The 14,391-nt window shown below is 69.7% G+C and carries 15 protein-coding genes; 8 read left to right on the top strand and 7 right to left on the bottom strand.

Annotated features, from left to right (window positions below; genetic code table 11):
- Positions 1–255 precede the first annotated feature (255 nt).
- Genes rhaI through C5C17_RS17630 form a run of 4 tightly spaced genes read left to right on the top strand, consistent with a single transcriptional unit; the run spans position 256 to position 6,273 of the window.
- Positions 256–1,422: an L-rhamnose isomerase gene (rhaI, locus tag C5C17_RS17645; protein WP_104254704.1), complete on the top strand. Its 1,167-nt coding sequence runs from the start codon at positions 256–258 to the stop codon at positions 1,420–1,422.
- A 57-nt stretch (positions 1,423–1,479) separates the two neighbouring features.
- Positions 1,480–3,516, top strand: a complete 2,037-nt coding sequence (locus C5C17_RS17640; RefSeq protein ID WP_104254703.1) for a bifunctional aldolase/short-chain dehydrogenase — start codon at positions 1,480–1,482, stop codon at positions 3,514–3,516.
- Positions 3,513–4,994: a rhamnulokinase family protein gene (locus C5C17_RS17635; protein ID WP_104254702.1), complete on the top strand. Its 1,482-nt coding sequence runs from the start codon at positions 3,513–3,515 to the stop codon at positions 4,992–4,994. The genes C5C17_RS17640 and C5C17_RS17635 overlap by 4 nt, the downstream gene beginning before the upstream one ends.
- Positions 4,995–5,013: 19 nt before the next feature.
- Positions 5,014–6,273 (top strand): alpha-hydroxy acid oxidase, encoded by a 1,260-nt coding sequence (locus tag C5C17_RS17630; protein WP_104254701.1) that lies wholly within the window; start codon positions 5,014–5,016, stop codon positions 6,271–6,273.
- 195 nt (positions 6,274–6,468) lie between these two features.
- Here C5C17_RS17630 and C5C17_RS17625 read toward each other — a convergent pair whose 3' ends face one another.
- The 7 genes from C5C17_RS17625 to C5C17_RS17595 form a co-directional block, all read right to left on the bottom strand.
- Positions 6,469–7,332: a Cof-type HAD-IIB family hydrolase gene (locus tag C5C17_RS17625; protein WP_104254700.1), complete on the bottom strand. Its 864-nt coding sequence runs from the start codon at positions 7,330–7,332 to the stop codon at positions 6,469–6,471.
- Between the two features lie 10 nt (positions 7,333–7,342).
- On the bottom strand, positions 7,343–7,555 hold the full coding sequence (locus tag C5C17_RS17620; RefSeq protein WP_104254699.1) for a DUF2945 domain-containing protein: 213 nt from the start codon (positions 7,553–7,555) through the stop codon (positions 7,343–7,345).
- Entirely contained in the window at positions 7,552–7,773 is a 222-nt protein-coding gene (locus tag C5C17_RS17615; RefSeq protein ID WP_104254698.1) for a hypothetical protein, read from the bottom strand. Before C5C17_RS17615 ends, C5C17_RS17620 begins: the two co-directional genes overlap by 4 nt.
- 66 nt (positions 7,774–7,839) lie before the next feature.
- Positions 7,840–8,037: a DUF2795 domain-containing protein gene (locus C5C17_RS17610; protein WP_104254697.1), complete on the bottom strand. Its 198-nt coding sequence runs from the start codon at positions 8,035–8,037 to the stop codon at positions 7,840–7,842.
- Positions 8,034–8,966, bottom strand: a complete 933-nt coding sequence (locus C5C17_RS17605; protein ID WP_181028663.1) for a glycosyltransferase family 2 protein — start codon at positions 8,964–8,966, stop codon at positions 8,034–8,036. Before C5C17_RS17605 ends, C5C17_RS17610 begins: the two co-directional genes overlap by 4 nt.
- On the bottom strand, positions 8,963–10,456 hold the full coding sequence (rfaE2, locus tag C5C17_RS17600) for a D-glycero-beta-D-manno-heptose 1-phosphate adenylyltransferase (RefSeq protein ID WP_104254696.1): 1,494 nt from the start codon (positions 10,454–10,456) through the stop codon (positions 8,963–8,965). Before rfaE2 ends, C5C17_RS17605 begins: the two co-directional genes overlap by 4 nt.
- A complete protein-coding gene (locus C5C17_RS17595; protein WP_258066282.1) occupies positions 10,453–11,856 on the bottom strand; it encodes an aldehyde dehydrogenase in 1,404 nt (467 codons plus the stop codon). The genes rfaE2 and C5C17_RS17595 overlap by 4 nt, the downstream gene beginning before the upstream one ends.
- A gap of 115 nt (positions 11,857–11,971) precedes the next feature.
- Between C5C17_RS17595 and C5C17_RS17590 the strand changes: the two genes are divergently transcribed.
- The 4 genes from C5C17_RS17590 to C5C17_RS17575 all read left to right on the top strand — a co-directional run bounded on the left by C5C17_RS17590 (position 11,972) and on the right by C5C17_RS17575 (position 14,242).
- Positions 11,972–13,105 carry a glycosyltransferase family 9 protein gene (locus tag C5C17_RS17590; protein ID WP_104254694.1) on the top strand — a complete coding sequence of 378 codons (1,134 nt, stop codon included), beginning with the start codon at positions 11,972–11,974 and terminating at the stop codon, positions 13,103–13,105.
- A gap of 36 nt (positions 13,106–13,141) precedes the next feature.
- Positions 13,142–13,486 (top strand): PadR family transcriptional regulator, encoded by a 345-nt coding sequence (locus C5C17_RS17585; protein ID WP_104254693.1) that lies wholly within the window; start codon positions 13,142–13,144, stop codon positions 13,484–13,486.
- The gene (locus tag C5C17_RS17580; protein WP_104254692.1) at positions 13,483–13,917 is read left to right on the top strand and encodes a hypothetical protein; all 435 of its coding nucleotides are present in this window, start codon (positions 13,483–13,485) and stop codon (positions 13,915–13,917) included. The genes C5C17_RS17585 and C5C17_RS17580 overlap by 4 nt, the downstream gene beginning before the upstream one ends.
- Before the next feature lie 76 nt (positions 13,918–13,993).
- On the top strand, positions 13,994–14,242 hold the full coding sequence (locus C5C17_RS17575; protein WP_104254691.1) for a hypothetical protein: 249 nt from the start codon (positions 13,994–13,996) through the stop codon (positions 14,240–14,242).
- The last annotated feature ends 149 nt before the right edge of the window (positions 14,243–14,391 follow it).

Below are 14,391 nucleotides of genomic sequence, written 5' to 3'. Positions count from 1 at the left end.
AGTGGATGCGGGTTTCGCCCGTGTTCACGCGGATCGTCCGCCCGGCTCGCCGCGACGAGTGCACGTGAACCGCCGCGCGTGCTTGACACGATTCACTCCGGCTCGTAATCTGGGACCACTGAAACGATTCAATACAGTTCGGCGCGAACAGGCATCCGCTCTCGCCCACACACCGTGAATCGAGTTCCCGAAGCCGTGGACGACGTCGTTCGGCCCGGGAGCGCATCCGCAACCGACCAATGAAGGCGACGAACCGTGAGCATCCTCTCCGCAGACCAGCTTGCAGCGCTCGAAGGACAGGGCATCGAGCTCCCGTCCTGGGCGTTCGGCAACTCAGGCACCCGATTCAAGGTGTTCCAGACGGCAGGCACGCCGCGCGACCCGTTCGAAAAGATCTCCGACGCAGCGCAGGTTAACAAGTACACGGCGCTCGCCCCCAGCGTGGCCCTCCACATCCCGTGGGACGTGGTCGACGACTTCGCCGCCCTCCGCAAGCACGCAGAAGACCTCGGCGTCGAGCTCGGCACCATCAACTCGAACACGTTCCAGGACGACGACTACAAGTTCGGCGCCCTCACCCACGAAGACGCAGCCGTGCGCCGCAAGGCGATCGACCACCACCTGCGCTGCATCGACGTCATGGACGAGACCGGCTCGCGAGACCTGAAGATCTGGCTCGCCGAAGGCTCCAACTACCCCGGCCAGGCCGACCTGCGCGGCCGCCAGGACCGCCTGCACGACTCGCTGCAGGAGATCTACGCCCGCATCGGCGACCACCAGCGCCTCGTGCTCGAGTACAAGTTCTTCGAGCCGGCCTTCTACCACACGGATGTTCCGGACTGGGGAACGAGCTACGTGCAGGTCGCGGCCCTCGGCGAGAAGGCCATGGTCTGCCTCGACACGGGCCACCACGCGCCTGGCACGAACATCGAGTTCATCGTCATGCAGCTGCTGCGCCTCGGCCGCCTCGGCTCGTTCGACTTCAACTCGCGCTTCTACGCCGACGACGACCTCATCGTCGGCTCGGCCGACCCGTTCCAGCTGTTCCGCATCCTCGCCGAGGTCATCCGCGGCGGCGGCCTCAACAACCCGGACGTGGCCTTCATGCTCGACCAGTGCCACAACGTCGAGTCGAAGATCCAGGGCCAGATGCGCTCCGTCCTCAACGTGCAGGAGATGACGGCGCGCGCGCTGCTCATCGACAAGGACGCCCTCACCGCGGCGCAGAAGTCCGGCGACGTGCTCGTCGCACACGAGGTCTACATGGACGCGTTCTCGACCGACGTGCGCCCGGCGCTCGCCGAATGGCGCGAGTCGCGCGGCCTGCCCGCGAACCCGCTCGCCGCGTTCCGCGCATCCGGCTACGAGCAGCAGGTCGCCGAGGAGCGCGTCGGCGGCGTCCAGGCCAGCTGGGGCGCGTAAGCGCTCCCCGCCGACGACCTCACGACTTCACGACCTCAGAGCTTCGAAGGAACCGACATGACGAACCCAGCAGCAGCCGATCTCATCTCGCGCAGCAACCGCCTCGGGGAAGACCCGAAGAACACGAACTACGCGGGTGGCAACACCTCCGCGAAGGGCACCGAGACCGACCCCGTGACGGGTGAACCCGTCGAGCTGCTCTGGGTGAAGGGCTCCGGGGGAGACCTCGGGACGCTCACCGAGCAGGGCCTCGCCGTGCTGCGCCTCGACCGCTTCCGCGCCCTCACGAACGTCTACCCGGGCGTCGAGCGCGAGGACGAGATGGTCGCGGCCTTCGACTTCTGCCTCCACGGCAAGGGAGGGGCCGCCCCGTCGATCGACACGGCCATGCACGGCCTGGTGGATGCGGCGCACGTCGACCACCTGCACCCCGACTCCGGCATCGCGATCGCGACGGCCGCCGACGGCGAGGAGCTGACCGCCAAGATCTTCGGCGACAAGGTCGTCTGGGTGCCCTGGCGCCGCCCCGGCTTCCAGCTTGGCCTCGACATCGCGAACATCAAGGACGAGAACCCGCAGGCCATCGGCTGCATCCTCGGCGGCCACGGCATCACGGCCTGGGGAGACACGTCGGAGGAGTCGGAGCGCAACTCGCTCTGGATCATCGACACTGCAGCGGCATACATCGATGCACACGGCAAGGCCGACCCGTTCGGCGGCGTCGTGAGCGGCTTCGAGGCGCTCCCCGCCGACGAGCGCCGGGCACGCGCGGCGGCCCTCGCACCGTCCATCCGCGCCGTCGCGTCGCACGATGCGCCCATGATCGGGCACTTCACCGACGACGAGCGAGTGCTCGACTTCCTCGCGAGCGAGAAGCTCGCCGAGCTGGCCGCCCTCGGCACGAGCTGCCCAGACCACTTCCTCCGCACCAAGGTCAAGCCGCTGGTCCTCGACCTGCCGACCACCGCATCCGTCGAAGAGCAGCTCGCCCGCCTCGAGGAGCTGCACTCGGCCTACCGCGCCGACTACAAGGCCTACTACGACAAGTTCGCGACGGCCGAGTCGCCCGCCATCCGCGGCGCAGACCCCCTCATCGTGCTCGTGCCGGGTGTCGGCATGTTCTCGTATGGCAAGAACAAGCAGACCGCCCGCGTCGCCGGTGAGTTCTACTTGAACGCGATCAACGTGATGCGCGGCGCCGAGGCGCTCTCGAGCTACTCCCCGATCTCGGACGAGGAGAAGTTCCGCATCGAGTACTGGGCGCTCGAGGAGGCGAAGTTGCAGCGGATGCCGAAGCCGAAGACGCACCAGGGGCGCATCGCGTTCGTCACGGGTGCCGCCTCCGGCATCGGCAAGGCCATCGCGACCCGCCTCGCAGCTGAGGGCGCGTGCGTCGTCGTCGCCGACCTCGACCTCGAGAAGGCGCAGGCCGCCGCGGCTGAGCTCGGGAACACCGACGTCGCGATCGGCGTCGCCGCGAACGTCGCCGACGCCGCCGGCGTGCAGGCCGCCATCGACGCCACGCTGCTCGCGTTCGGCGGCATCGACCTCGTCGTCAACAACGCCGGCCTCTCGCTCTCGAAGCCGCTGCTCGAGACGACCGAGAAGGACTGGGACCTGCAGCACGACGTCATGGCCAAGGGCTCCTTCCTCGTCTCGAAGGCCGCAGCCAAGGCGCTCATCGAGCAGAAGCTCGGCGGCGACGTCATCTACATCTCCTCGAAGAACTCCGTCTTCGCCGGCCCCAACAACATCGCCTACTCGGCGACGAAGGCCGACCAGGCACACCAGGTCCGCCTCCTCGCGGTCGAGCTCGGCGAGCACGGCATCCGCGTCAACGGCATCAACCCCGACGGCGTCGTGCGCGGCTCCGGCATCTTCGCGGCAGGCTGGGGCGCGAACCGCGCCGCGACCTACGGCGTGAAGGAAGAGGACCTGGGCCAGTACTACGCGAACCGCACCATCCTCAAGCGCGAGGTCGTGCCAGAGAACGTCGCCGACGCGGTGTACGTGCTCACCGGCCCCGAGCTCACGCGCACGACCGGCCTGCACATCCCCGTCGACTCGGGCGTCGCGGCGGCCTTCCTGCGATGACCGAGCCTGCTGCGAAGGGGTCGACCACCGTCGGGCGTGGTGCGGCGGATGCGCCTCGCACGGTCGCGGCGGTCGACCTCGGCGCCACGAGCGGTCGTGTCATCACGGGCACGATCACGGATGGCGTGCTCACGATGCGCCACGAGGCGCGCTTCCCGAACAACCCGGTACGCACCCGCGACGGTCTGCACTGGAACCTCCTCGGCCTCTACCAGCACGTCCTCGACGGGCTGGCAGCGGCGGAGCGGGATGCGCCCGGCCAGATCGCGAGCATCGGCATCGACTCGTGGGCCGTCGACTACGCGCTCCTGCGCGACGGTCGTGTGCTCGGCGTGCCTTACGCGTACCGCGACGAGCGGACCGCGCGCGGCGTCGAGGCCGTGCACGCCGTCGCCTCGCCGGAGGAGCTGTACCGCCGCAACGGACTCCAGCACCTGCCGTTCAATACCGTCTTCCAGCTGGCCACCGACGGCGAGCTGCTCGAGCTCGCCGAGCAGATGCTGCTCCTGCCCGACCTGCTGGCCTACTGGCTGACTGGCGCGCAGGTCGCCGAGCGCACCAACGCGTCCACGACCGGTCTGCTCCGCGCCGACACGCGTGAGTGGGATGCGGAACTCGCTGAGCGGGTCGGCGTGCCCGCGCGCATCCTGCCGCACCTCGTCGACCCCGGCGCCGTGCTCGGCTCACTCGAGGGTGAGGCCGCGCGGGTTGTCGGACGCGATATCGACGTGGTCGCGGTCGGGTCGCACGACACCGCCTCCGCGATCGTCGCCATCCCCAACACTGGCCGCGACTTCGCATACGTCTCGTGCGGCACGTGGGGGCTCGTCGGCCTCGAGCTGGACGAGGCCGTCGTCACCGACGCCGCCCGCGAGGCGAACTTCACCAACGAGGGCGGCGTCGACGGCCGCGTGCGCTTCCTGCACAACGTCATGGGCCTGTGGCTGCTGTCGGAATCGCAGCGCCACTGGGAGCCGGCGGCGACGGATGCGCAGCGCTCGAGCACCCTCCAGCAGCTGCTCGCCGATGCGGCGCAGGTCGTCGGCGACGTGCCGATCTTCGACGTCAACGACCCCGTGTTCATGGCGCCCGGTGACATCCCCGAACGCATCGCCGCCTGGCTCACCGAGCGTGGGCTCGAGGCTCCGACGACGCCAGCGGGCATCGTCCGCTCGATCGTGGAGAGCCTCGCGCAGGCCTTCGCCGAAGCCGTCGCGACGGCATCGGCGCTGGCCGAGCACCCCGTCAGCGTCATCCACATCGTCGGCGGCGGCTCGCAGAACACGCTCCTCTGCCAGGCGACCGCCGACCGCTCGGGCCTGCCCGTGCACGCCGGCCCCGTCGAGGCGACCGCGATGGGTAACCTGCTTGTGCAGGCACGCGCACACGGCTGGGTTCCCGACAGCCTCGCCGAGATCCGATCCATCGTCGCGAGATCGACGCAGATCATCCGCTACGACCCGAAGCACACCCGATAGAAGCGAAGGCAGCTGCCCCATGGTGAAACGTCAAGCCCCCAAGCCCCTCGAGCTGCTCGAGCTCATGCAGTTCAAGAAGCCCGACCTCAACGGCCGTCGCCGCCGACTCAACTCGGCGCTGACGATCGAGGACCTGCGACGCATCGCGAAGCGACGCACCCCGAAGGCGGCCTTCGACTACACCGACGGCGCCGCCGAGGGTGAGCTGTCGCTGCGCCGCGCGCGCACCGCGTTCCGCGACGTCGAGTTCAACCCGTCGGTGCTGCGCGACGTCGCGAACGTCGACACGTCGAGCACCGTCCTCGGCGGGCCGATGGCGATGCCGTTCGCGATCGCCCCGACCGGCTTCACGCGCCTCATGCAGACCGAGGGCGAGACCGCCGGGGCCGGCGCCGCCGCCGCCGCGGGCATCCCCTTCACGCTGTCGACGCTCGGCACGACGACCATCGAAGAGGTCGCGAAGGTCAACCCCAACGGCCGCAACTGGTTCCAGCTGTACGTCATGAAGGACCGCTCGATCTCCTACGGACTCGTGGAGCGTGCCGCGAAGGCCGGCTTCGACACGCTGCACTTCACGGTCGACACCCCAGTGGCAGGTGCCCGCCTGCGCGACAAGCGCAACGGCTTCTCCATCCCGCCGCAGCTGACGGTCGGCACCATCATCAACGCCATCCCGCGCCCCTGGTGGTGGATCGACTTCCTCACCACCCCGAAGCTCGAGTTCGCGTCCCTCGCGACGACCGGCGGCACGGTCGGCGAGCTGCTCGACTCGGCCATGGACCCGACGATCAACTTCGAGGACCTCAAGGTCATCCGCGAGATGTGGCCGGGCAAGATCGTCATCAAGGGCGTGCAGAACCTCGAGGACTCGAAGACGTTCGCCGACCTCGGCGTCGACGGCATCGTCCTCTCCAACCACGGCGGGCGGCAGCTGGACCGGGCTCCGATCCCCTTCCACCTGCTCCCCGCCGTCGCACGCGAAGTCGGCAAGGACCTCGAGATCGGCGTCGACACCGGCATCATGAACGGCGCCGACATCGTCGCGTCCGTCGCGCTCGGCGCGAACTTCACGATGATCGGCCGCGCCTACCTGTACGGCCTCATGGCCGGCGGGCGCGAGGGCGTCGACCGCACCATCGCGATCCTCTCCGACGAGATCATCCGCACCATGAAGCTCCTCGGCGCGCACTCGCTCGAAGAGCTCACCCCGTCTCACGTCACGCAGCTCAAGCGCTACGTGCCGACGTCGTTCACTGAGGCGGCACCCGACCGCGCCTAGGACGTGCGTGCGGAGCGCTCTCCGCCCGCACGCACCCGCGAGGGTTCTGGCTGATGAGGCCTCGCGCTGACCGGCGGATGCGCCCGCCGATCGGAAAGTTGTGGCACTGTGCTGCTCCCGCTCCGGGGAACAGCACAGTGCCACAACTCTGTGCGACGCGGGGCGGGCCGCGACGTGGGGTGGGACGTGGGCCGGTCACGCCTTCGCGTCGAGGAGGGCGGTCACGACGGTGAGCACACCCTGCTCCTGGTTGGAGGGGGCGAGGTACGTCGCGAGCTCCTTGACCTCTGGATGCGCGCCCGCCATCGCGTAGGAGCGGTCGGCCTCGCGGAACATCTCCACGTCGTTGAAGAAGTCGCCGAACACCGCAGTCTGCGCGGCGGTCACGCCGAGTCGCTCCTGCAGCTGCCGAACCGCGCGGCCCTTGTTGGCTTCTGGCGGCATGATGTCCATCCAGTGGTGGCCGGAGACGACGACCCGGTGGGATTCGCGGAGCTCGTCGACCTCGGTGGCGGCGCCCGTCTCGACCTCCGCGAAGTCGTACACGGCGATCTTCACGTACTCGTCGTCCGTATCGAGCACGTCGTCGACGACGGTGAGCGCCTCGTAGTAGTTGCGGGCTTCGGCGATGAACTCGTCGTCGCCGCGTTCGATGTACGCGGACTTCTTGCCGCACAGCACGAACCCGAGGTCGTGGCCACCGGCGGCGAGGCCCCGCAGCAGCGCGATGGCGCGCGTGATGAATGCGGTCTCGAGGGTCAGCGAGCTGACCTCCGCTCCATCCCGCACCACGAAGGTGCCGTTCTCGGCGATGAACGACATGCCCTCCGAGTCGCGCTCGAAGAGCTTCGCGAGCGTCGCGTACTGGCGGCCGCTCGCCGGCGTGAACTCGACTCCGGCCTCGCGCATCCGGGTGAGCAGCGCCCAGAACTCGTCGGGCACGGTGTGGTCGTCGAGGAGCAGCGTGCCGTCCATGTCGGCGACCACCAGCCGCACGTCGTTGCCGTCGAGCGACGTCTCGTAGTGGCGGTCGGCGGTCTCGAGAACGGTGTCTGCCATGCGGGCAAGCCTACGAGAGCTTGCGGAGCGCTGATCCCTTGTGCGCTGCCTTCGCCCCAGTCTTCTCCGACTCGATGAGGTATGCGGGCTCGTCGGTCGAGGCGGTGAACTTCCGCCCGTCGAAGTGGAAGTCCTTCGTCTTCTTCTCGACGATCTTGCCCTGCGTGCGCCCCTGCGACGTGTTCCAGCTCACGCGGTCGCCGTTGCTGAAGTCTGTGGTCATGGTGTCTCCTCGCGGTCGTCGTTGCTGTCGTTCGAAGCGTCGACGTGAGCGTCGGTCTGCCCGCTCGGTTTCGGCTTCCGGTAGGCGATGACGGTGAACACCATGCCGAGCGCGAACCAGACGATCCAGATGCCGCCGTCGCGCCCGAGGTCGATGAGGGCAACGACGTAGAAGGCGAGCGCCACCCACGCGTAGGTGTTCAGCATCAGCTTCTTCATGCGCGAATTCTGCCGTCCCGCGCTGGATGCGCGATGGATGCGCATCCGGCGCGGGAGGGCATGGGGTCAGTTCGCGTCGGAGATGGCCGAGCTGACGGCAGTTGGGGCGTCGTAGTCGCCGTCGGGGATGGCTTCGAGCGCCTGCAGCACGTTGTCGTCCGCGCCGGCGTCTCGCGCCGACTCGAGGATGGTCTCCTTGCTGGCCGGGTAGTCGATGCCGCCGAGATACTTCTGCACCTGGATGGGGTTGGGGGTGTCGCTCATGATGCGTTCCTTTCTTGGTGGGGCGCCGGGCGGCGCCGTTCGGGTGCGAAGACGATGTCCGTCGCCTCGACGCGTCGGTCGACGATGGTCGTGGGTGCCTCGAGGTGCACTGCACCGCTCGGGAGGAGGCCGGCGCCACCGGCGAGTTCCATGACCCGCCATTGGGCGGCGACGTCCTCGCCCGCGTGGGTTGTGGGGAGCGATGGCCAGAAGGTGAATGCGCCGGCCTCGTCGAGTGTCGCGCGGTCGAAGAGGACGCACCCGCCGACCCAGGCCACGCGGTAGGTGAGCTGCGCGTCGTCGGTGAGTCCGAGCTCGGCGGCGTGATGCAGGAGGTTGGCGGCGTTGTGCAGCGTCCAGCGTTCGAACTCGGGGGTGTCGGGACGTACCCGTTCCGGCTGCACGCCCTCGTCGCCCCAGGCCGCGAACGGGGCTCGTTCCGAGGGTCGGTGGTCGTCCAGGTAGGAGAGCCCTTGGACGGCGCATCCGATGAAGCCGCAGCGTTGCCGGATGAGGGCGTCGCTCATGCGCGCGAGCGTCCCCGGTTCGAGCCAGACGTCGTCGTCGAGGTAGAGCACCTGGGGCGATGAGGCGCGTTCGAACAGGAACTGGCGCTGCTCGGCCATGCCGCGCCTCGGCAGGTGGCGGTGCACGACCACGTCGCGTCCTTGTGCTTCCAGCACGCGCAGCATCGCGGAGACGGCAGGGGCTGCGGTGGCGGGGAGGGTCTCCGACTGGTCGCTGATGATGACGCGGAACGGCGGGTCGTCCTGCGCGGCGAGCCCCGCGAGCGTCGTGGCGAGCTCCGCGGTGCGGCCGGCGGTGGGGATGAGCACGTCCACGGTCGGGCTGATCGGGTCCGGCGCGCGCTGCGCGGCCCAGCGCGCGGAGCCGCGCCTGCTGCCGTGCGCTGACGTGGTCGTGGTCACGCGGTCCCGCCCTTCGTCGGGGACGGATGCTGCTCGCTGGCCCGGATGCGTCCGAAGAGCTGCGTGGTGGAGTGCGTCTCGATGTAGTCGAGGATCTCGATCTCGCCGCCGACGGCCGTGATGGCCGTGGTCTCGGTGAGCATCTCGGGCGTGTAGTCGCCGCCTTTGACGTACACGTCGGGGCGGAGCCGCGTGATGAGGGTGTCGGCGGTGTCGTCGTCGAAGACGAGCACGTAGTCGACGCAGGAGAGCTCGGCGAGGAGCGTGGCTCGGTCGGCGGCCGAGTTGATGGGTCGGTCTGCGCCTTTGAGGCGCCGCACGGAGTCGTCGCTGTTGACGGCGACGACGAGCACGTCACCGAGCCGTCGAGCCTGTCGCAGGTGGGTGGTGTGCCCGCGGTGCAGCACGTCGAAGCATCCGTTGGTGAAGACGATGCGCTCGCCCGCCGCGCGGTGACCCTCGAGGAGGGTTGCGAGGTCGTCGAGCGCGGTGGTCGCGTCACCGGCCTCGTTCACCGAGCTGTTGAGCTCGTCGAGGGTGCACACGCAGGTGCCGGACTTGCGGACGGCGATGTCCGCGGCCTGTTGTCCGAGCTCGGCGGCGATCTCGAGGGGGAGGCCTGCGGCGCTGGCGATCGTGACGGCTGCGACGAAGACGTCACCGGCCCCTGACGCCTGCTTCTCGGAGACGGGGTGCGCGTGGGTCCGGTGCGGTTCGGCCCCTTGCCGGAGCAGGAGGGTGCCGCTGCGGTCGAGCGTGACGATGATGCCGGATGCGCCAGTTCGTTGGAAGAGGGTCGTGGCGTTGGCGAGGACCTGGGCGACGCGGGCCTCCCCGTCGCCGAGGGTGGCGTCGACGACGGCGGCCGCTTCGGCCGCGTTCGGGGTGACGATGTCCGGGGTCAGCGCCCGCCACCGCGTGGGGTCGTGGGCGTCGACGACTCGGAGTCTCGGCCGAGGGTGGCGGGCGAGCTGCTCGAGCGTGCCGGCGGTGAAGATGGCGGAGCCGTAGTCGCAGAAGAGCTGCGCGTCGGCGAGCGCGGTCGCGTCGAGTGCCTCGTCGAGGAGGGCGTCGAGCTCGCGTTGTGGCCACGCGTCGATCTGGCCGTCGTCGAGGCGCACGAGGAGCTGGTCATCGACCGAGACGCGGACCTTCGTGGTGGTGCGGGCCGCGTCGACGGGGCGCAGGCGGGACACGTCGACGCCGGCTTCCGCGAGGCGCTCCCGCAGCAGGCTCCCAGCGTGGTCGTCGCCGACGAGTCCGACGGCGAGGACCTTCGCGCCGAGGGACGCGAGGTTGAGGGCCGTGTTCGCGGCGCCACCGGGGGTGTGCGTGCGGGTGTCGACGTCCACGACGGGCGCTGGCGCTTCGCGTGCGATGCGCTGCGTGTGCCCGCTCCACCATCCGTCGAGCAGGTAGTCGCCGATGACGGCGACCGTTGGTCTGCGGTTCGAGATGTCCCGCGCGGCCGATGCGAGCCTTACGGTCATCGACGGACCGCCGATTCGACGTGCACGACCTTCACGGTCGTCATCTCGTCGAGCAGCTCCGGCCCGTAGCCGAAGCCCGAGCCGCTGCGCCCTCGTGGTTCGGCGGAACCGCCCGGTGCTCCGCCGAAGACCGCGTTCACCTTGACGGTGCCGACGGGGAGGGCGTCGACGGCGAGTGCGGCGTGCGCCATGCTGTCAGTGAGCACGGTCGCCTGCAGGCCGTAGCTGTCGTCGGCGGCTCGCCGCAGCCCCTCCTCGAAGCTGTCGACGACCATGACCGGGGCGACCGGCCCGAAGGTCTCCTCGCTGAACAGCGGCATGGAGGGGTGGAGGTCGGTGAGCACCGTCGCCGGGTAGTGCGCGCCGGGGCTGTCGGGGAGGTCACCGCCTTCGAGGATCCGTGCGCCCTCGTTCGCGGATGCGAGCACCTGCTCGTGCACGTCCGCTCGCATCCGCTCGTCGACGAGAGGGGCGAGCGCGCCCTCCTCGTTGCGCTTGCGGGCTTCCGCGGTGAGGGCCGTGAGGAACTCGTCGGCGAGGTCCCGGTGCACGAAGATGCGCTCGACGGCCGTGCAGATCTGGCCGCTGTTGGTGAACGCGCCGATGGCGGCCTGGGATGCGGCCCAGCGGGGGTCGACGTCGGCGTCGACGACGAGGGCGTCGTTGCCGCCGTTCTCGCGGATGAGGTGCGCGCCGGTGAGCGCCGTGACCCTCGCGATGCGCTCACCGGCAGCGGTCGAGCCGACGTGCGCGACGATCTCGACTCCCGGGGCGGTGATGAGCGTCTCGCCGACCTCCGCCGCGCCCGTCAGCACCTGCAGCACATGCAGGGGGAAGCAGTCGCTCAGGATCTCCACGAGGCGCAGCCCGAGATGGGGGCAGCGCTCGCTCGGCTTGGAGATGACGACGTTCCCGGTGACGAGGGCGGCGCCGATGAGGCCCGCGGTGACCGCGACGGGGTCGTTCCAGGGGGTGATGACGGCTGCGATCCCGCGAGGCTCGGCACGTGTCAGGTCGATCGAGCCGAGGGCTCCCCGCAGGCTCCTGCCTCGGTGGAGGGGGCCGAGCTCCGCGTACTGGCGCAGCGTGTCGACTGCTGCGCGGATGCCGCCCAGGCATGCTTCGCGGTGGCGGCCGTTCTCGCGCTGTTCCAGTTCGGCGAGCTCGTCGGCGTGCTCATCGAGGGTGAGGGCCGCAGCACGGAGCGCGGCTCCGCGTTTCTCGGCGGTGGTCGCTCGCCAGCGGGGGAAGGCGGTCGCCGCGCGGGTGACGACGGCGCGCACCTGGTCGGCGCCGTCGGCGGCGAGACTCCCGACGGTGCTGCCGTCCCGTGGGTCGGTGATGGTGAGCTGCGCCTGGTTCGTGCGGAATCGACGGGGTGCTGCTGTTGAGGGGTTCACTGCGTTCTCCGTGGCTCGTGGTCTCGTGCTGGTGAGGTCGCGTCCATTCCCTTCTACGTGAGTCACCTTGGGAAAATTGCCCCCTTGACACGATCGGCCGGGGGAGCATTGAGGCATGTCTGCGATCGCCCCTCCAGCCCCCAGGTTCGATGACGTCCAGAAGATCGCCGTGCTGCGTGCCGGCGGTCTCGGGGATGTGCTGTTCGCTCTGCCAGCCATGCAGGCGCTGGCCTCTGCATATCCGGACGCGGAGGTCACGCTGCTGGGCACACGGCTCGCGAAGGAGCTCCTCGAGGATCGTCCAGGTGCCCCGCATCGTGTGCTGGTGCTCCCACCGGTTCCGGGCGTCGGCGTCGACCCGGACACGGCTGTCGACGTGGGGGAGGTGGAGCGCTTCCTGGAGGCGCAGCGCGCCGAGCGGTATGACCTGGCGGTGCAGGTGCATGGCGGCGGCCGCTACTCGAACCCCTTCCTCCTCGCCCTCGGAGCGAGGCACACGATCGGCACCCGCACGTCGGATGCCGCGCCGTTGGAGCGTGACCTCGAGTACGTCTACTACCAGCACGAGATGCTGCGGGCCCTCGAGGTGGTGGGTCTCGCCGGTGCGCCGGCTGTCGCCCTGGAGCCCGAGCTGGGGGTCTCCGAGGATGCGCTGGCGCGGGGTCGGGCGGTCTGCGGGGCCGACGCGCCGACCGTCGTCGTGCATCCCGGGGCCACGGATCCGCGCCGACGGTGGCCGACGGAGCACTTCGGTGAGGTGGCTGCTCTCCTCGCGGGCCGCGGCGTCAGGGTCGTGCTCGTCGGCGAGGGAGAGGATGCGGCGCTCGCCGCGGACATCATCCGCCTGGCGGGTCAGGATCTCGATGACGCCGCCCGTCGTCTGCTGGTGGACTGCTCCGCGCAGCTCACCCTTTCGGAGCTGGCTGGGGTCTTCGCCTCCTGCGATGTGGTGCTCGGCAACGACAGTGGGCCGCGGCATCTTGCGCTCGCGGTCGGTGCGCGGACCGTCGGCATCTTCTGGTTCGGGAACCTCATCAACGCCGGACCGCTGGGCCGGGGCAGGCACCGGGCGCTGCTGTCATGGGTGACAGCCTGCCCGGTGTGCGGGCGGGACGCGACGCAGGTCGGCTGGACGGCGCCGCGCTGCGAGCACGACGTGTCGTTCGTCGCCGACGTGGCGGTCGAGGAGGTGCTCGCCGAGGTGCTGTCGCTGCTGGGGGCCGCTCGCTCCGGACGCCGCGCCGACTAGATGCGCACGCGTACTAGTCCGTGTCATGATCTAGTCATGACTTCGTCGGACTGGCCAGGTGAATGGGTTCGTGCCGCCCTGCCCGGAGCGGTGCTCGCACTCGTGGGCGACGAGGACGCCTACGGGTACCTCATCGCGCAACGACTCGCCGCGGCCGGGTTCGGGACGATCAAGGGCAGCACGCTGTATCCGCTGCTGGCTCGCCTCGAGCAGGACGGCGTCCTCACCTCGACGTGGCAGGACGGTTCCGGGGGTCCGGGTCGCAAGTACTACTCGATCACCGAGGCTGGCCGGCACCAACTCCGGGAGCACCGACGCTCCTGGGGGGACTTCACGACGACGACAACGGCGGTTCTGGCCGAGAAGAGGGACGCGAGATGAGCAGTGGACGGCTGGACGACTACGGCGATCAACTGACCGACGAACTGGAACTTCGCGACGTCCCGATCGATGCCATCGAGCGCATCGTTCGCGAGGTGCGGAGTCACACGGCGGAATCCGGGGAGGATCCCATCGACTCGTTCGGAACGGCCCAGCAGTACGCGGACCATTTCGCGCCGCGGACCTGGACGCGCAGGGTGCTCTGGTGGATCGTCGCGCTCGCGGGGCTGCTGGGGGCGGGGGCCGGGTTCCTCATCCTCAGCGGGATCTTCGGTCTGCTCGACTCGTCAGCGCAGCTGTGGGGGCTGGCTCCAGGCGTCCGCCTCGGGGGAGGGGTGCTGTGCCTGGCGGGGTTCATGGGCCTCCTGGTCTGGATGTCGATCGGGTCGCGCCGACGCTCCGCGACGTGGCGGGTGCAGGAGTTGACCTGACGCCCCTTCGGCGAGAGACGCTGCCCTCCAGGTGCAGGCTCACATTCGATTCGGGCGGGAGTGGGAGACTGCCGCCATGACTGAGCAGACTCCCCACCTCGTGACACTCGACCTGACGGATGAGGACCGGCACGCGGTCCTCGTCAGCGCGCTCCAGGACTACGCCGACGCGGCCCTCGACAGCGTCGAGCGCGAGGAGAGCACCACTGCCGAACGCGATCACTTCCAGATCGTCGCGACCACCGCGCAGGGGCTGGTCGACGAGATCATGGCCGCCGGCGGGCATGCCGCCCCGGTCGCGGCCCCTGACCTGTCCTCGAGCTGACGCCCCGGTCGCCCTGCCGGCGTCCGATCACAGCTCAGGGGCCCCTGAGCCGTAGCCGGCCTCGCGCTCGCGGGCCTCCCGGGCGTCGTTCTCCAATTCCTGCTGGCGCCTCTCCTTCCGCCCGATGGAGTAGCTGGAGAAGCCGACAG

The organism is Pseudoclavibacter sp. RFBA6 (assembly GCF_002931575.1).
GTDB lineage: Bacteria > Actinomycetota > Actinomycetes > Actinomycetales > Microbacteriaceae > Pseudoclavibacter > Pseudoclavibacter terrae.
This window is presented reverse-complemented; position numbering and strand designations above follow the sequence as displayed.